Raw genomic sequence first — 16,625 nt, forward strand, 5'->3', positions numbered from 1 at the left:
GATGAGCCTAACGGCCGGCATGTACCCAGGCGGCGAAAGGCACATTGAACACCACTGGGTGGGCGATACCACGGCCGTGGTATCCGTCGTCGCCGTAGGCGTCCCCGTGGTCGGCGCACATGATGACCAGCCACCGCCCGCAGGCGGACAGCCCGTCGAGCAGTCGGCCCACGTGAGCGTCGGCGTAGGCGAGCGCTGCGGCCTGCGAGGCGGTGCTGTCGGTGCTGCTGTCCAGATAGTGACCGTGGGGGACGTGTGTGGCGGAGACGTTGACGAACAGGAACAGCGGCTGCCGGCCGTCGTACCGGTCGGCGATGCCGAGGGCTTGGTCCGCCTGGTGGCGGGTGGAGTCGGGCTCGGGAGAGCCGAACTCGGGCCGCCAGTGCGCCTCATGGAACATGGTCGGCAGCACCGAGCCGAGCGGCGTCCCCGCGGAGAAGTAGGTGACTCCGCCCACGCACACCGTGCGGTACCCATGCACGGCGAGGCCATCGAGGAGGTTCGGGGCGTCGAATATGAACGTCTCGGGGGGAACCTCCTTGAAGGCCGGCGGACGGCATTCCCACAGGCGGCTCGGCTGCTCCGGCTGTGGCAGCTTGGGCAGGAAGCCGGAGAAGAACGCCATGTGCGCGGGCAGGGTGAACGTCCCGGGTGTCTGGCGTCGTTCCCACTGCCCGCCGGGCAGCAGCCTGGCGAGGCGGGGAGTACGGCCGTTCTCCACCGTGGTGTGGGCGACGTCGTGACGCAGTGAGTCGAACGTCACGAACAGGATGTTGGTGCCCGAGTCGATGATCTGCGCTGCGTCGATCACGAGCGGCCTCCGGCGGCCGGAACGGGGGGCCACGGCTCGATCGTGCCTTTGGCCCGGGAGTTCACGGGACGGGGTACACGGTCCTGGTCGATGAGGCTGCGGATGGCCGTGAGTCCGTTGGTGTTGTCCAGGACTGTGCCCTGCGCGGTGTACAGGCGGATTCGTACGGTGGTGACGTCACCGGCGGTCTCCGAGGACAGCCACGCACCTGGGGCCTCGATGGCGCTCAGTTCGGCCAGGAGTTCCTCCTTGGGCTGCCATCCGAGGTAGCGGACGGTGCAGGCGTAGTGCTGGGCGTTGATCGCGCCCTGGCACAGGCGGTCAGCGAATTCGGCGCTGACCGGGTGACCGTCGTGGGCCACAGCGAGGCGAGAGGCCTTGGCGGTGACCACGAGGCAGGCGCCGAGCCACCAACCGACGCCTTCGTGGATCTGACCTGGGTACTGTCCGACGGCGCCGCCGTCACGGATGACGGCGGCCGTGTCGATGCGGTTAATCAAGGCGGCGCTCCAAATCAGCGGTGACCCAGTCGGCCAGCTCCTCCGGCGACTTGTCGTCGGTGTCGAGCCAGACCGCGGTGTCGTCTTTCTCGGCCACTCGGGCGAAGTTGGCGAGCAGCCGCGAGAGCCGATCGGGCACATTGAGCAGGTCGGTGTCGTCGCTCTTCACGTCCGTCTTGACGGCCATCCGCTCGCGCAGCGCGTCCTCCGAGCAGCGCAGGTAGTAGGTGCGGGTGGGCGCTGTCAGGTAGTAGCGGAAAGGCTCCAGGAGAGCGGTGACGGCGTCGACGGGCACGCGGTGGACGGCGGCGTGGCAGGCGATGACGGACGACAGGTAGCGGTCTGCCACGACCGGGCCGTGAGCGCAGGCCTGGCGTATCCGGTCGGAGGTGTGCAGAGCGCCGGACAGGTAGAACGCGAACTGGGGGAGCGAGCGCAGGTCGGCGTTGACGGTGGAGGACCATCGGGTGTGCGGCTCGGTCAGCGTGTGGATGCGAGAGGCATTCAGCCGCTTGGCGAGAAGGCCGGCCAGGGTCGACTTGCCGATGCCGGAGACGCCTTCCAGGACGACGACCGGGTACGGCTCGGTCTCGTAGTAGAAGGGCTGGTACGGAGGCGGCGTGCGGGTCATAGCGTCCCCTCGGTGAATGACGCGACGTGCCCGGTGACGGCCGCGGCCAGCCGGTCCGGGTCGGAGAGGAGATCGGCCACGTTCAGGCGCAGGTCGTCGCGCAGCAGGCAGGGCTGTACGCCGCCGTTGTGGTCCACGCGAAGGGCCCAGAAACCCTCAACGCACTGGCTGCGCAGCGGGCAGGTGCCGCACTGGCCGACGTGGTGGCGGCCGAGGTCGCGATGGATGACGTCGATCTCGACGCCGTCGATGCGGAAGACGCGCCGGCCCTGGCCGACTCCGGCGATTTCGACGTGCTCGTCCGAGGTCAGCGTGCGCAGGTAGGCCAGGATGGCGTCGGCCGAGACAGCTGAGGAGGCTCGGGCCTCGTTGAAGTCGGTGCCCACGAGCTCGATGAACTGCACGGGCAGGCGCCGTTCCAGAGCGAAGTCGAGGATGTGCGCCACCTCGTGCGCATTCTCCTGTTGGAGGAGCGTGTTCAGCTCGACCTGAGGGAAGGTCTCCCGGGCCGCCTCGATGCCGTCGAGGACGGTGTCGATGGTGATGCGGGTGCCGGCGATGGCGCGCAGGCTCTCGTCGGAGAAGTAGTGCAGCGACACCTTCACCTTGTCCAGGCGGGTTCGCGCGAGCCACGCCTGGTGGGTGCGGATGCGGGTCCCGTTGGTGATCAGGGTGTACGAGGCATCCGGGGCCTGCTCCGGCAGGCCTTCCAGAACCGGCCGGGCCATGGAGGACGTCAGTGGCTCTCCACCGGTGAAGTACACGCGCTTGAGTCCCGCGGCCATCAGGGCGCGGATCAAGGTCAGGTAGCCGTCCGGATCCAGTGCTCGGGGGCGCGGTTGCAGGGAGCGGTCCGCCTTCGTCAACGGGGGCGGGACGTCGCCCTCGTTGTGGCAGAACCAGCACGCGATGTTGCACCGCGGCGTGAAGGAGACGCGGAGTTGTCCGCGCAGAGCAACGAAGTTTTGCAGGGCCGTGGAGTCGACGGCGTCGGCTTCTACCGGCCTGGTCAGCTCTTGCATGCTGGCCTCCAAGCCATCCGTGAGGTCGGACCCTCCGCCTCCCGATCGGGGAGGCGGAGGGGCGAAGGGGGTGAGACCCGGTGCGGGTATTCGCTGTGCCGTGGGGGAACACGGTGATGGAAGGCCCGCGCCGGGAGCTGGTGGCGAAACCGCCGCGGTGCGTGGGCGGCTTGTGGCGCCGAGCACGATCGCCGGAAGTTGGCGAGGCACTGGCGCCCGTCGATTCCAGCTCTAGGCGGCTGGACCGCTGACGGCTTGGCTGCCGTATTGCGGGTCGCCGAGGAACAGTTCGGCGACCAGTTCCGTCTTAGCGGCCAGGAGGCTTTGCTGGATGCGCCGCAGGGAGTGAGCGACGGCGAAGTGGCCCAGCTGGTCGCGGTCGATCCACTTCGCTTCACCGAAGCCGCCGACCTCGGTCACGGTCGGCTCGACGTCATCGGGGATCTCCACCTGGTAGACGTAGTTGGTGCCTTCCCGGTGCTGCCCCGGTTTCTCCGGTACGTCGTCGATCACGAGCAGACGGCCGGCTGTCGCCTGGAGGCCCAGGCGCGTGGCGAGGTGCCGGCTCAGTCCGGCACGGCGGAGTTCGTTGGCGGCCACCGAGCCGCCCGGCAGCCCCCACTGGGAGATGGACTGCCTGTACGGGCGGGTGACCCCGAGCAGCTTCGGGCCTCGGGTGATCAGGGCATGAACCCCCACCCGGCGAGGCGGCGGGTCCGTGAACCAGTCACTGACGTCTTGCCCGTGGGACATGAGCTCTCCTTCATGCAGGTGGCTGGCCGGATTGAGCCCCCTCGTGTTGGCCGTGGTGGTCGCCAACGGCCGGGGCCGAGGAGTCTTGTCCCGGTCGCCGAGCGGGAGTTGAGTAGCCGCTCGGGGACAGGAGTTCGGTTGCGGATTGGGCCGGTCGGCGGTGGGGGGCACACCGGTACCGGGTTCGCGTTACTGGGGGGCGGCAGGTGCCGCCACAGGGCGGTCGCTGCGGATGTGTGCGTAGACCCAGAGGCTGGCGATGAGGAGCGCGCCGACCAGGCAGGCGACGGTCGCCATGTGCGGGCCGGAGACCACGTGTTGGCTGGCGACAGCGGGCGCGCTGATGAGCGGGTAGAGCGCGACGAGGGCGCCTGCGACGCCGAGGAAGTCGATCGTGATCGCGGTCCAGGTCCAGGCGGGGGAGTTGGGCTCGCGGGAGGTTCTGGGGCTGACACGGGCGACGACGAGGGCGGTTATGAGCCCGGCGGCGCTGACGACGGCGAAGATCGCGAAGAGGGCTGGGCGGTTCCAGATCAGAGTGCCGACCAGGGTGAGGCCGAGCACGTTCATGGCGGGATGGGTGTAGCGGCACAGGCTGTGTGGGGTACGGAATTCGGGAGTGGCTGACATGCGTGTCTCCTGAGGAGAGTCTCGGCGGGACGACGTCGTAAATCGGGAGCCAGCTCCGTACTCGCGGTGATGGAGCTGGCTATGTACCTGGGGCGGAGGCCTATGTCGGCCTGACGGAGGCCATCAGCTCCTCGGGGCTGACCGTCGCTACGCCGTGGAGGCTGACCACGGTGAAGCTGGCGAGCGTCCAGCGGCTGGCGGGTGCGGCGATGTCGACGTGGGTGAGCTCGCCGGGCCGCGCCCCGACGTGAGGAAGCGGCGCCAGCGTCTCGGGGTCGTGGATGACGCCGGCGACGCCGTACAGCGTGGCGCGCTCCACCAGCGCGATGGCATACCCGTGTCCCAGCGGCGGGCAGCTCTCGGTCGCTTCGATGGCGCAGGGTGGATGCACCGGGGGCGCGGCCGTCGTCTCGCCCTCGGCGATCGGTCTCGCACCGCCCAGCAGGTACAGGGTGCGGCCGTCCGCCCGGGTGCTGGCCGGGCCGCTGCACACCTGGCACAGGCTGTGCGCCATCGCCCGCCGCTGCCGGTGGGGATGGACCAGGCGGAAATCTGGCTCCCCGCGGCCCGGGGCGAGAGCTGACCGGATGGACAGGATTCCGTGGCGGCGATCGGTTTGGGGGTCTTCGTCTTCGAAGCCGATCCCCTCGCCGGCTCGCGTGACGTGGCGGACAACGCGCGGCTGGGGAACGGACTCCGCCGTCCACCGGGTGATGTACGGCACGGGCCTGCCACGCCAGTACAGCCTTTCCGCGACCACCCCGTCGCCGAGGCTGGTGCCCCTCGTTGTCCGGGCCGAGTCCATCGGTGCCTACCCTCCCGTCGGGATCAGGTAGGTGCCGCTCACGGGGTGGGTGACGCCGATGACCTGGCCTATGAGGGACGCGTCCACAGAGGTGGAATCGCTGTCGGCTGCGGGGAGCTGCTGGACGGTCAGGTGGGCGCCGGAGCGCAGGGCGCGCCTGGCGTGGCGGTCGAGCGGCACCTTGAGGACGACAACGAGGTCTGTCCCGTCGCTGTGTTCGTCGCTGCTGTCGTCCAGGAGGGGGCAGCCCACGACCTGCATCGTGGCTCGTTCCTGGGGCGATGCAGTGCCGGCGAGGACTCGTCCGCGGAAGCGTCCGTTGGCGCGGTCGATCAGCCCCCGCGCCTCTAGCCGGTCGAGTTGGTAGGAGACGGATGATCCTGAACGGAGTCCGACCGCCTTGGCGATCTCCCGAATCGTGGGAGGAAAGCCCTGCTCAGCGCTGACCTTGCGGAGGAAGTTGAGGATCTGTAACTGGCGGCTCGACAGTCCGCGGGGCGGCGATACGTCAGTGCTCTCGGCATCCGGACTCGCACTGCGGGGGGCCGCCGGTACGGCAACGTTCGTCATCGGCTTCCTGGGCAGGTCTTCTTGTGGGTGGAGTGGAGTGCCTCCCTGCCGCCAGGCGAGGAGGTGTGCCCGGCGGCAGGGAGTAGGGGACCAGGGGTCTCACGCAAGGCTGAGGAGCTCGCGTTCGACGTCGGTGACCTTGCTGCGTTGCCTGTCGACCTCGGCCTGGGCCGCCCGGCTGTAGTGAACGACGACCTCGGTACCGAGCAGTTCGTGTGCGAGCCGGTTGCTTTGGAAGTCCCTGAGGGCGTCGGACAGGTCGCCGTGGAGGGGCGCGGACTCGCCGTCGGTGTAGGCGTTGCCCAGGCACGGGGGCGGCGGGGTTAGTTTCTCGTCGAGGCCGTGGGCGATGGCGGCGAGCGAGGCGGCGGCCGCCAGGTAGGGGTTGGCGCTGCCGCCGGGCAGTCGGTTCTCCAGATGGGTGCCGTCTCCGTGGCCGGTGACCCGGATGGCGCAGCCGCGGTTGTCCGTGCCCCAGTTCATGAACTGGGGAGCGAACGAGTGCGGCGTCACGAACCGCTTGTAGGAGTTGGTGCTCTGCGCGATCAGCGGCGCCAGGTGCGGCATGGCGGTGATCAGCCCGGCGATGCTCTGGCTCAGGGCCTCGGTGGGCAGGTCACGGCGTGAGCGGGAGGCGAAGAGCGGCTGACCGTCGCGCCAGAGCGACAGGTGCTGATGCAGGCCGCTGGTCACGCCGGTGACCGGCGAGTCCATGAACGACGCCGTCATCCCGTACCGCCGCGCGAGGTGCTTCACGCAGTGCTTGTAGACCGTGTAGTCGTCGCAGGCCCTCATCACGTCGCCGTAGCGGAACGTGATCTCGGTCTGGCCCTTGCCGCCCTCGGTCTTGAGGGTTTCGGGCGGCACTCCGGCATCCCGCAGCGCGTGTTCCAGGTAGCCGAAGAAGTCCGCCACGCGGGGCGGGTGGTCGAGGTCGTAGTCCATGTTGCGGTCCATGACCGGCTGGCCGTCCTCGCCGTGGAGCACGAACTCGCTCTCCAGACCGAGCCGCGCCTCGACCCCGAGTTCCGCGAGGCGTTCCAGCTGCCGGCGCAGCATCTGGCGGGGGGCGACTTCGATGAACGCCCCGTCGTCGTCCATGGCGTCGCAGTGCACCAGGGCGAGGCCGGGCATGTAGGGCAGCACGCGCAACGTGCTCCAGTCGGCCACCACGCGCATGTCGTGGTAGCCGTCGTCCCAGCTGGTCAGGTCGAAGCCGCTCAGGGGGTCCATGTCGGCGTTGGTGGCCAGGAGGTAGGAGCAGGCATCTGCCACATGCGTGCCGTCGCCGTCGCTGAGCCGTTCGAGCAGAGCGAGGCCGCTCACCCGCTTGCCCTTGAGGCGCCCCAGCATGTCCGGGATGACCACCATCACCGTGCTGACGGTGCCGAGTCGTATGAGGGGCCCCAAGTCGTCCAGAGTGAGGCGCTTGCCGCTTTCGGCAGGGATGCTCTCGGTAGTCATCACGCGTCAGAGGCTTTCGTTCAGCAGGGATTCGCTGGGCTGGGCGGCGCGGTCGGCGGTGAGCTGGTAGGCCGTCCTGCCGCGGGTCAGCCAGGTGACCCAGGCGAACAGGAGCGCGATCGCGAGGGTGACGCCGGCGTAGTTGAAGGACTTGGCGGTCTGGGGCAGGCAGAACACCGTGGTGATGACCACGACGTAGACACAGGCGATGACCGAGATCGGCTTGCGCCAGGCGCCGAGGGTCCACGCCCCCGGCTGGTAGGCGGTGCCCTTGCGCAGGGCGAGGTAGACGGGGATGCCGTAGGCGGGAATCATCCCGACGGCGTTGATCGCGGTGATGGCCCCGTAGGCGGCGACCGACCACAGGGCGGGCAGGGCGAGGACGAACGGCACGATCACCGAGAACCACACGGCGCGCACCGGCGTCTTCGTCCGCTCGTTGACCCGCCGCCAGCTCTGCCACCCCGGCAGCGCCCGGCTCCGCGAGAACGCGTAGACCATGCGGGCCGATGCCCCGACCTCGGCGTTGCCGCACAGCAGCATCGCGATGATCACGACCACCAGCAGAATCTCGGCACCCGTCCGGCCGAGGACATCGAGGAAGATCTGCGCGGGTGCGGCCCCGGTCTGGGTGTTCAGCGTGCCCTCGTAGTCCTGGACGGCGAGCAGCATGCCGGCGAGGAGGATGAACCCGGCCACCCAGGACACCCCGATGGAGCGGACGATGCCGCGGGGTGCGGAGACCTGGGCGTTGGTGGTCTCCTCGGCGATGTGGGCGGAGGCGTCGTATCCGCAGAACGTGTAGCCGGCCACGAGGGAACCGATCAGCACTACGTAGGCCGGGCTGGTGAAGCCGGTCTCGTTGTGGAAGGTGAGCAGGAAGGACGGAGAACGGTGCTGGGCCGGGGCGAGCATGAGCGCGCCGACGATGGCGGCGACGCCGCCGAGCTGCCACCACACTGATATCGAGTTCAGCGCGTTGAGCACGCGGACACCGGCGGAGTTCAGCAGCCCATGCACGAGCAGGATGGCCGCGAAGATCACCATGGTGGTGCCGGTGGTGGGAGTGAGGTTCCACTTCATCTGGAGGAAGGCGCCGATGAAGGTCGCTGCGCCGTAGTCGATTCCGGCGATGGCGCCGAGCAGGCCCAGGAGGTTGAGGCAGCCGGTCACCCAGCCCCAGCGGGCGCCGCCGAGCTTGCTGGCCATGAAGTACGGCCCGCCGCTGTTCGGGTAGGCGGAGACCACGTCGGCCAGGCACATCCCGACGAGGAGGGTGAAGAAGCCGACGGTGACCCAGGTCCCGAGCATGACCACGGGCCCGCCGGTGCCCATGCCGAGCCCGAACAGGCTCATGCCGCCGGCGAGGATGCAGATCACCGAGAAGCTGATCGCGAAGTTCTGGAACGGGCTCGTACGGCGGGACAACTCAGGCATGATCCCGAGTTCGGCCAGGAAGGCGTCGTCGGAGGTCGGTCTGCTGCGACTGTGAGACACCAGAGATCCACTTTCGAATCAGGGAAGGGGGACGGGACAGACGGGAGGCGTTGAACGCCAAGGCGGGTGGCTTATGGGGCTGCTCGTTTGGCGGGCGAGCGGCGCAGGGTGGACGCGCGGGCGGTCAGGAACCAGTCCTGCCAGTTCGTGTAGCGGCCCAGGACCGTGTTGACGTCCTGCCAGGGCTGGGCAGTGACGTAGGGGCCCATCGCTCGCAGCACCTCGGCGGCCATGTCGGTTGCGCCGTTCGCGACCAGGGCGTGGGCGAGGTGGCTGAGGTCCGACATCGACACCCACGGGTACTCGTCGGGCGGGATCTCGGCGAACCACCTGCCGTAGGCCCTGACGGCGTGGCCTCCGGCGTTCGCGGTCTGCCAGAAAGTCTCCCTGCCCGTCACGCCGTCCTCCCCGTGCTCCACGCGGTACTTGTCCACGAGGGCGTACACGGGAAGCAGCCACAGGTCCGCGCTGGGCGGCTTTGACAGGAGCATCCAGCACGAGAACTCCATCGCGGCCCCAGGACTACAGACGGTCTGGAAGTACTGGCGCATACGGTGGTAGCCCTCGCGATTGCCCGGATGGCGGGCGTTGACCTCCCACAGCAGGGGCCAGGGACCGCGGTGATGCATTCCGTGATCAAGGCCACCGGCCGCCGGGGGCAACTTGTCCCACGGCTCTGGGCGGGTCCGCGCGTACGGATCGAGCAGGTGGGACGGGAAGGGAAGTTGCGCGAGCAGGATCTTGTCGATCCAGGGCACCGGACACGCGGGCAGCAGATCGGCAGCTCTCTGGCATGCCTGCGCGGCCCACTGAGCCGCGCGCCTCACCACGTCCTCGCTCTTGCCCCGGCGGTATGCGTCGAGCGCCGCCCGGGTGAGCACCCGCGCCCACATCATGGTCGCGTCCGGGTTGGCCGGGTCCTCGTCCAGCCAGAGTTTGAACACGCCCGGCTCGCTGGCGCCGGCGGCCAGCAACTGGCTGCGGCTTGTCCTGAGCCCCCAATTGTGGCCCGTCATTCTGAGGAGGTCCCGGGCGGCGTGGTAACGCCCCAGCTGCAGGTCCTGTAAGGCGTGACGAAGGTCAGCATCCGCACCAACGGGACTGACGATCAGACGCATGTTATCGGGGGCGCCGCGAGCGTTGAAGTGTGTGAACACGGCACCAGTCGCTAAGGAATCAGGCATGGGGGAGGCCTTGAGGATCAGAAATGGGTGTAGGGCTTCACTGAGTCTCGGAGCGAGGGGGCTCGATCAGGTTCCAATGCGGCAGGCTCCGGGCACGGGACCTCCGTGGGCAGGCCGAGCGTGCACCACGCTCGGGTGCCGTCTGCGGTGAACCCCCACCTGCCACCTGCGTCAGCCACCAAGGCGTCGACCAAGAACAGGCCGCGGCCGTTCTCCGCGCCGGCGTCCGGTTGCTGCACCGAAGGTGCCGGGGAAGGGGTGTGGTCAGCGACCTCGATGCGTAGCACGAAGCCCGACGGCATCCAGACGCGCACGCCGACGGTTTCGGATGTGCCGTGCAGAACGGCGTTCGTGCACAACTCCGATACGAGGAGCAGCAGGGTGTCGACCAGTTTGTTCGGCACGCGGCAATGGCGGCACCAAGCCCGTGCGACCCGTCGGGCCCGCTCGACGCTCACCGGGACCGCAGGCAGCGCAATGTCGAAGCCGGCCGTCATGGGGTATCGCACGGGCACCAGAGGCGGTGGTACCTCAAGCGGTCTGACCAACCCGGAAGGTTTTGGGGGCATTCGGGTGACTCCCTGGCCTCTGTGCTCGGTCGAGCACTCTCAGCGAAGTAGGCGATCAGAGTTCACCCATCCCGGGTCGCTCCGCCATGACTTGCGACATGGCTTCTTCGGCGCTCCCGGGCGACTGAAGTGGCCTCGGGGTAGCTTTGAAGTGGCTTCTTTGCGGGGGATGTTGTCCCCGGGAGCAATGGCGGTATCCCTTTCCAGAGAAGGGATCGATTCGTAGGCCGATCGTTTGCGTCTCGCAGACTGGGGGCGGAATGAGGACTGAGCCGAGGACGCTGCTCGCATGGCTGTGCGGCCGGGACAAGGTCACCTACCGCCGGTTCGCACAGGACTTCGCCAAGCACGGTGCGCGGATCTTCGGGAACGGCAGCGCCAGTCCGACATGTGGCGAGACGCAGTTCCGACGGTGGACGGGCGGTCAGTTACAAGGTCTGCCGGTCCCCGAGGCCTGCCAGATTCTTGAGGCAATGTGGCCCGGCTACACGGCTGAGCAGCTCTTTGGGCCGCCGCCGAAGACAGATCCCCAGGCACCCGCGAAAGACCTGGAAGAACGAGTTCGAATGACCGCAGAAGAAGCCCTTGGCGGCGCCGACGCGACAGCTTCGGCGTCCATCTCCGACAACACCATCGACGAACTACGCGACCAGGTGGGGGCCGTAGCCCGCAGGTATCACCTGATACCGCCCGCCGAGGCCTACGAGAGCGTCGACAGGCTGCGCCTGGCGATCGAGCGGCAACGGGACCGGACACAGGTTCCCGTCCAGCAGCAACAGCTCATGATCCTGAACGGGCAGGCCGCCGCTCTTCTCGCGGTCGCCGCGTTCGACCTCGGGTACTTTCCGAGTGCCCGGAGCCTGGCGCGCACGGCCGCCGTGTTCGGCGAGGCAACCCGCTTCACACCGCTGCAAGCCTTCGCTGACGGCACTCTCGCTTACATCGCGTACCACACGGGCGACGCCACCGAGGCGGTGGCGAAGTCCGCCCGCGCTCTGTCCTACGGAGGTCTTGGGGACATGGCGCACCGACGGCACCACGCGATCAAGGCCCGGGCCCATGCGCATCTCGGCGATGTCGCCGCAGCCCGACAAGCGATCTTGCTGTCCTCGCAGGAAGGCCCGGGCATCCGGGACGATTTGCACGACGGGGTGGGCGGTGAGTTCGCCTTCTCGCTGGAACGCTTGGCCATGTCCACCAGCACAACGGCCCTGGTCATCGGCGACGCCGCGCAGGCCGAAGCCGACGCGCGGCGCGCCCTGGAGCTCATCGCGCAGCGGCCCAGTGAGGAGCAGTCGGCTCATGTGCGGGCAGGTGCGGCCGCCGACCTCGCCCACGCCCGCCTCATCACGGGTGACGTGGATGGCGCGGCAGAGGCACTGCAGCTGGTGTGGGAGGTCCCCGTGGAGAAGCGGCAGACGGGCATCGTCGTCCGGACAGCCCGCATCGGACGGCACTTGAATCGGCCCGAGTACCACGGCTCTCCGGTCCCCAAGGAGCTGCGGGAGCGGATCGAGGACTTCAACCGCGTCTCCCCGCCGCACCGCATCGGCCCGCACATCGGGTTGCTCGCGATCGAGAGCTGACCTACAGCGAGGCCAGGATCTTCGCCTCCTTCTCCGGGGCGATCCCGTGTTCGGCCCACCGCGGGTGGTCCACGGGACGCCCGTCCCCGGCCCACCACCGCCACGTCTCCCGGATGGTGTCGGCAAGCGGCCGGCACCGAAGCCCCGCAGCCACTGCGCGGCTGGAGTCAACGGCCCACACGCCCGCGTGAGTACGCCACAGGGGGAGCTCCGTCCACTGCTTCACACCCTGCTCGATCAGCACCGCCGGGTCGACCCATACCGGTGCCCCGGCACCGCCCGTCTCGGCAAGGCAGGCTTCGAGGAAGCCGCGGAAGGTGATGCCTTCGGGGTGGGCGACGTTGAAGCCGCCTCCCGAGGAGCTCGCCGCCTGGTCGAGGGCGAACCTCGCTACATCTCGAACGTCTACCGGTTGGATGCGCTGCTCGGCCGGGGCGGGTGCGAGGATGCGGCCGCCGCGCTCGGCTCGCTCCAGCCACCAGGGCAGTCGGCCAACATACTCGCCCGGGCCCAGGATCACCCCAGGGCGCAGCAACACCGCAGCGGTGCCGAACACTTCGGTCACGGCGCGCTCCCCGCCGGCCTTTTGGAATCCGTACTGGGTGGGCGAGCCGTCCGGGCCGGTGTAACCGTAGGACTCGTCGGCGTCCGACGGGCAGTCGAGCAGCGGTGAGGCGTCGGTGAGCGGCTGGTGGGGCCATCCCTCGTACACGGACACGGTCGAGATGTGCACCCACCGGCGGGCGACCGGCCGCAGCGTGGTCGCGGCCGCCAGGACGTCGCGCGGAGGCAGTTCCGAACTCGACGTGTCGATGACGGCATCCCAATCCCCCTGCGCTGCAAGGCGCGTCAGGTCGACCCGGCTCGTACGGTCTCCGTGAATTGCCTCCACGCCGTCCACATCGCGGCCAGAGCGCCCGCGATTGAAGGTGGTGACCTCCCACCCTCGCGCCAGTGCGCCCTCCACGATGTGCTTGCCCAGGAACCAAGTCCCGCCCATGACCAGAAGTCTCATGGGTTGATCCTGCCGTGCAGCCGGAGGTCGAGGGAAGCAGCCTTGGCCGATGCGGCTGTCCCGTCGGCGAGTGGAGCGCTTCGGGCTGCCGTCGCCGCCGGGAGGTTGAGGACGGGATCCTGGAGAACTGATCGCTCCTCTCAGCCCTAGCAGGGCGCATGGGCACCTCGTGGGGAGCACGGGAGCTCCGTTTGTTGTCCGTGGCGCCGTTCTCGGTGACGACCGGGTCGAGGACAGTGCGAGCCCAACCGGCGACCTCCCCCTCAGCGTCGACCCGGTGATCGAGGTTGAGGCAGACAACGCCGTCGCTATCGCGGACGAACCCGAGCCCGGCACCCGCCCACGAGCGGGCGGCGTCCCACTACTTCGACCAGGAGGGGGGCGATGCTGCTCGCCGACGCCCCGTCCACGATTACTGGCGCTTGGCAACTGCATTTGCATGTGATAACGCAAGCGATGTCTGCATAGGCATCGATCGCAGCGCCAACGGATAACGAGATGTGAGCTTCCCTCAGGGGCGGATTGATGGCAGGTGTTCGAATGGTGCTCTCAATGTAACTCTGAGTATCAGAGTGCCTGGCTGGATCCGTCTGCCCACACGGTCGGGCAGGGTGACGCGGCAGTTTGGGGAAGTGGCGCACCTGTGATCACCCGCACGCTCAATACTGCCTCGATTGGGTGAGTGTTCTATCGTCGACTAAGTGCCTATATGACTGAAATGCCCTAACGCTCATAGTTTCGAAATGATAACGGAAATGTGCGTTCGGTGGACGGGGTGACCAATGTGAACACGAGGACAAGTGGCAGCTCAGAGTCTTGATCGACATGCGGAATGCGTCATTTGTTGGTGTTTGTGCGAGTGATTCCAGCCCTCTTTTGTGTCACGCAGGGTGGCATCCGGCGCTTGATCCTTTACGGGCCTCGCGTAAGGTCCAAGAGGTTCCCGGGGGCTCCCCGAAGGGCTTCGATCGGTTGATCTCTGTTCGCGCTTGCGATCAAGAAGGTCCGAGGGAGTCTCGGATCTCCTCGCAATCCGATCGCGTCGGGCGGCCGCTTCTCGCTGACACGGCGGCGGATGTCAGGTAGGGCAGCAGAGGCAGTGTCTTTAGCCATGGATGTGCGGTCCGCCTAATCCATCCCCGTGGGGGCGGGGAGCAACTGAACCGAAGGGTTAGCTCCATGCTCAGGGCCGGATCATCCCCAATTGTGCGAGGAGTACTGCAGCGGATCAGGCGGAACCGATGGCCGGACGGCTGGGGCCGGTCCGTCGTCCGTAGGGAGACAGTGATCGCGCCACAAGCTGACCGTGGGGGCCATACTTGCATGCAAATCTCGACACGGTCGATTCCTCATAGGCTTCGACAGCTTGAGCACGCCGCGTAGTTCGGGACTATCCCGGCGGGTCTACGAGGCGTTCATGGACTTCACGCCCGCGGGAACATCCCTGCGGGTGCGGGGAGCAGAGCTCGCCGCCCCGCGCCCCCTTCGAATCCCAGGGAACATCCCCGCGGGTGCGGGGAGCGGGGCATCCACGATGACGTCGGCAGATTCACCCTCGGGAACATCCCCGCGCCTGCGGGGATGTTCCCGACCCCCGGCACGGCCGCGGCCTGTGCGGACCCTGCTCCCCGGGCCCGCGGGGATGTTCCCACCCCCGACAGTGCACGCCGATTCGCCGGACGCTGCTCCCCGCGCCCGTGGGGATATTCCCATTCCGGATCTCCCACCCGCACCCGCGCCGAGCTGAGCCCTGCCTGTGAGGATGTACCCGAGGAGGGCCGTGATGCTCGTGCCGCCCCCCATGACCAACTCTGGTGAAGGGCGTTTGGCGGGGACATCCTGGGGACTTTCCGCCGTGCAAGCAGTGAAGGCCCCGACAGCGCTGAAAGACTTGAAAATGCTGGTCCGGGCCCGTTCCCTTAGCGCTCGATGATGTTCACCGCCAGCCCGCCCCGCGTCGGCTCCGTGTACTTGACGTACATGCCGACGTCTGAGGCGATCACTGTGCCGAGGTTACGAACTCTGGGGCAAATGTCGGTTTGTTTACGCCGGGACGGTCAATTTTCAGGGCTTCGGAAGTGTTGCGTCGGCTCATCCTCGCCATAGGCCGGAGTCGGGTGGGACGTTGCTCGGGCTGTGCGTGGACGCTGCGCACGATCCGGCGCTGGTTGTGAAATTGCGCAGATTACCCGGTGTCATGGGCCAGGACTGGCGCGTGGTGCGTTTGTGGGGACCCCATAACCGGGGCTGCGGTCAGCATGGTTCCTCGGAGGGAGGGGATTCTCGCTGCCCGCGGGAAGAGCCGTCCGTAGGCGACTCGCGGTGCGAGTCCGAGAACGCCGAGGTGAGCATGGCGCCCGAAGCGAGGGTGGTGCCCTCCCCGGCGGTGTGACTACCTGTCAGTAAAGTCAGCATTGGGTCAGCATCAGTCCGATCAAAGCTGACTACGGCTGGCGAAACCTGCACCTTGAGGTGCGGTGGAACGAGTGGTGTGACAGGGGTTTGCTCTTGCTGTCTGTGCGAACCGGGCGGGGTGTGTTTCACCTCGCCCGGTGCTGTGTGTGTCAGGTTGTGAAGTTCCTGCTCAGCGCACTCGACCCCGCGGTTTCAGCGGCACCGGCGGCAGTTCGGGGGCAGACAGAGGTGCTCCGTCGTAACCCTTCACTTCCCCAAATCGCGACCCGCTCATCCAGTCCTCGCGAGCCTGTTTGATATCGTCCTGGGTACGCCCGACGAAGTTCCACCACATGATCAGCTCCTCCTCGAACGGCTCGCCGCCCAGGAGCATGATCGAGGCGTCCGACTCCGCCCGCAGGGGGAGCTCGGTGCGGCCGCAGCCCAGGTAGAGCATCGAGCCCGGGAGCACCGGAACGCCGTCGACGTGCACCTCGCCGGACATCGCCAGGACGCCGTACTCGAAGTCGGGCTCCAGGGGCAGGCGCAGGTCGGCGCCCTGGGCGAGGGCCAGGTCCGCGCCGACGATGGGGGTGAACGTCGTACCGGGGGACGACGCGCCGTCGACGGAGCCGAGGATGACCGTGGCGGTCAGGCCGGGGGCCGTGACCGTCGGCAGGTCGGGGTGGTGTTCGAACCTCGGGTCCGTGTGGCGGTGGGAGTCCGGGAGGGCCACCCACAGCTGCGCGCCGTGCAGGTACCGGGCGTGCGACTTGGGGCTCTCCTCGGAGTGGCTGATCGCCCGGCCCGAGGTCATCAGCCCCAGCTCGCGCGGACGGATCGTCTGGAGGCTGCCGGTCGAGTCGCGGTGCAGCACCTCGCCCTGGTGCAGCCAGCTGACCGTCTGCAGCCCCATGTGCGGATGCGGCGGGACCTGCATCCCGGGCTCGTCGGCGATGTCGTCGGGCCCGTAGTGGTCGACGAACGCCCAGGCACCGATCATGCGACGGCCGAGGTTCGGCAGCAGCCGGCGCACCTCGGTCGACTCGCCGAGTTGCACGTGGCGGGGGCTCAGCAGCTCGCGGACGGGTTCGGCGACGACGAATCCGCGGCCGCCGCACACGCTCGGAACGGGCGCGCGGTCAAGGTTGCTCATGCCGGACAACTTAGCGGCCGAAGGTCCCCGTTGCCGAG

The 16,625-nt window shown here is 68.1% G+C and carries 15 protein-coding genes; 1 reads left to right on the forward strand and 14 read right to left on the reverse strand.

The annotated features are described in order from the left end of the window. Nucleotides 1–7 precede the first annotated feature (7 nt). The 12 genes from ACFWPQ_RS25260 to ACFWPQ_RS25315 form a co-directional block, all read right to left on the reverse strand. On the reverse strand, nt 8–811 hold the full coding sequence (locus ACFWPQ_RS25260) for an STM4013/SEN3800 family hydrolase (protein ID WP_384038909.1): 804 nt from the start codon (nt 809–811) through the stop codon (nt 8–10). Further along, entirely contained in the window at nt 808–1,311 is a 504-nt protein-coding gene (locus ACFWPQ_RS25265) for a hypothetical protein (protein WP_384038912.1), read from the reverse strand. The genes ACFWPQ_RS25260 and ACFWPQ_RS25265 overlap by 4 nt, the downstream gene beginning before the upstream one ends. Further along, nucleotides 1,304–1,942: a dTMP kinase gene (locus ACFWPQ_RS25270; protein ID WP_384038914.1), complete on the reverse strand. Its 639-nt coding sequence runs from the start codon at nt 1,940–1,942 to the stop codon at nt 1,304–1,306. Before ACFWPQ_RS25270 ends, ACFWPQ_RS25265 begins: the two co-directional genes overlap by 8 nt. Beyond that, nucleotides 1,939–2,964 carry a radical SAM protein gene (locus tag ACFWPQ_RS25275; RefSeq protein ID WP_383716996.1) on the reverse strand — a complete coding sequence of 342 codons (1,026 nt, stop codon included), beginning with the start codon at nt 2,962–2,964 and terminating at the stop codon, nt 1,939–1,941. The genes ACFWPQ_RS25270 and ACFWPQ_RS25275 overlap by 4 nt, the downstream gene beginning before the upstream one ends. A 231-nt stretch (nt 2,965–3,195) precedes the next feature. Beyond that, a complete protein-coding gene (locus tag ACFWPQ_RS25280) occupies nt 3,196–3,717 on the reverse strand; it encodes an NUDIX domain-containing protein (protein ID WP_384038917.1) in 522 nt (173 codons plus the stop codon). Between the two features lie 189 nt (nt 3,718–3,906). Beyond that, nucleotides 3,907–4,347 (reverse strand): hypothetical protein, encoded by a 441-nt coding sequence (locus ACFWPQ_RS25285; RefSeq protein WP_384038920.1) that lies wholly within the window; start codon nt 4,345–4,347, stop codon nt 3,907–3,909. A gap of 100 nt (nt 4,348–4,447) precedes the next feature. Beyond that, the gene (locus ACFWPQ_RS25290) at nt 4,448–4,861 is read right to left on the reverse strand and encodes a hypothetical protein (protein ID WP_384038923.1); all 414 of its coding nucleotides are present in this window, start codon (nt 4,859–4,861) and stop codon (nt 4,448–4,450) included. Between the two features lie 297 nt (nt 4,862–5,158). Further along, nucleotides 5,159–5,722 (reverse strand): MarR family transcriptional regulator, encoded by a 564-nt coding sequence (locus tag ACFWPQ_RS25295; RefSeq protein WP_384038927.1) that lies wholly within the window; start codon nt 5,720–5,722, stop codon nt 5,159–5,161. 99 nt (nt 5,723–5,821) lie between these two features. Beyond that, entirely contained in the window at nt 5,822–7,186 is a 1,365-nt protein-coding gene (locus ACFWPQ_RS25300; RefSeq protein WP_383717011.1) for a glutamine synthetase family protein, read from the reverse strand. Between the two features lie 6 nt (nt 7,187–7,192). Continuing rightward, the gene (locus ACFWPQ_RS25305; protein ID WP_384039359.1) at nt 7,193–8,623 is read right to left on the reverse strand and encodes an amino acid permease; all 1,431 of its coding nucleotides are present in this window, start codon (nt 8,621–8,623) and stop codon (nt 7,193–7,195) included. Between the two features lie 131 nt (nt 8,624–8,754). Beyond that, nucleotides 8,755–9,699, reverse strand: a complete 945-nt coding sequence (locus ACFWPQ_RS25310) for a hypothetical protein (RefSeq protein ID WP_383717014.1) — start codon at nt 9,697–9,699, stop codon at nt 8,755–8,757. 185 nt (nt 9,700–9,884) lie between these two features. Further along, nucleotides 9,885–10,436 carry an ATP-binding protein gene (locus ACFWPQ_RS25315; RefSeq protein ID WP_384038930.1) on the reverse strand — a complete coding sequence of 184 codons (552 nt, stop codon included), beginning with the start codon at nt 10,434–10,436 and terminating at the stop codon, nt 9,885–9,887. A 260-nt stretch (nt 10,437–10,696) separates the two neighbouring features. Between ACFWPQ_RS25315 and ACFWPQ_RS25320 the strand changes: the two genes are divergently transcribed. Next, complete coding sequence (locus ACFWPQ_RS25320; protein ID WP_384038933.1) at nt 10,697–12,022, forward strand: DNA-binding protein; 1,326 nt, start codon at nt 10,697–10,699, stop codon at nt 12,020–12,022. A 1-nt stretch (nt 12,023) separates the two neighbouring features. Here the strand turns inward: ACFWPQ_RS25320 and ACFWPQ_RS25325 are convergent, their stop codons facing one another. Together ACFWPQ_RS25325 and ACFWPQ_RS25330 are read right to left on the reverse strand one after the other, a co-directional pair. Further along, nucleotides 12,024–13,037, reverse strand: a complete 1,014-nt coding sequence (locus tag ACFWPQ_RS25325) for an NAD-dependent epimerase/dehydratase family protein (protein WP_384038936.1) — start codon at nt 13,035–13,037, stop codon at nt 12,024–12,026. 2,584 nt (nt 13,038–15,621) lie between these two features. Then, complete coding sequence (locus ACFWPQ_RS25330; protein WP_384038939.1) at nt 15,622–16,587, reverse strand: pirin family protein; 966 nt, start codon at nt 16,585–16,587, stop codon at nt 15,622–15,624. Nucleotides 16,588–16,625: the final 38 nt, after the last annotated feature.

It is taken from the genome of Streptomyces sp. NPDC058464 (genome assembly GCF_042721035.1).
Classification (GTDB): Bacteria; Actinomycetota; Actinomycetes; order Streptomycetales; family Streptomycetaceae; genus Streptomyces.

Coding starts and splice junctions, on each gene's coding strand:
- ACFWPQ_RS25270 (WP_384038914.1), bottom strand. CDS start 1,942: ATGACCCGCACGCCGCCTCCGTACCAGCCCTTCTACTACGAGACCGAG.
- ACFWPQ_RS25275 (WP_383716996.1), bottom strand. CDS start 2,964: ATGCAAGAGCTGACCAGGCCGGTAGAAGCCGACGCCGTCGACTCCACG.
- ACFWPQ_RS25280 (WP_384038917.1), bottom strand. CDS start 3,717: ATGTCCCACGGGCAAGACGTCAGTGACTGGTTCACGGACCCGCCGCCT.
- ACFWPQ_RS25285 (WP_384038920.1), bottom strand. CDS start 4,347: ATGTCAGCCACTCCCGAATTCCGTACCCCACACAGCCTGTGCCGCTAC.
- ACFWPQ_RS25290 (WP_384038923.1), bottom strand. CDS start 4,861: ATGGCGCACAGCCTGTGCCAGGTGTGCAGCGGCCCGGCCAGCACCCGG.
- ACFWPQ_RS25295 (WP_384038927.1), bottom strand. CDS start 5,722: ATGACGAACGTTGCCGTACCGGCGGCCCCCCGCAGTGCGAGTCCGGAT.
- ACFWPQ_RS25300 (WP_383717011.1), bottom strand. CDS start 7,186: ATGACTACCGAGAGCATCCCTGCCGAAAGCGGCAAGCGCCTCACTCTG.
- ACFWPQ_RS25305 (WP_384039359.1), bottom strand. CDS start 8,623: ATGCCTGAGTTGTCCCGCCGTACGAGCCCGTTCCAGAACTTCGCGATC.
- ACFWPQ_RS25310 (WP_383717014.1), bottom strand. CDS start 9,699: ATGACGGGCCACAATTGGGGGCTCAGGACAAGCCGCAGCCAGTTGCTG.
- ACFWPQ_RS25315 (WP_384038930.1), bottom strand. CDS start 10,436: ATGCCCCCAAAACCTTCCGGGTTGGTCAGACCGCTTGAGGTACCACCG.
- ACFWPQ_RS25320 (WP_384038933.1), top strand. CDS start 10,697: ATGAGGACTGAGCCGAGGACGCTGCTCGCATGGCTGTGCGGCCGGGAC.
- ACFWPQ_RS25325 (WP_384038936.1), bottom strand. CDS start 13,037: ATGAGACTTCTGGTCATGGGCGGGACTTGGTTCCTGGGCAAGCACATC.
- ACFWPQ_RS25330 (WP_384038939.1), bottom strand. CDS start 16,587: ATGAGCAACCTTGACCGCGCGCCCGTTCCGAGCGTGTGCGGCGGCCGC.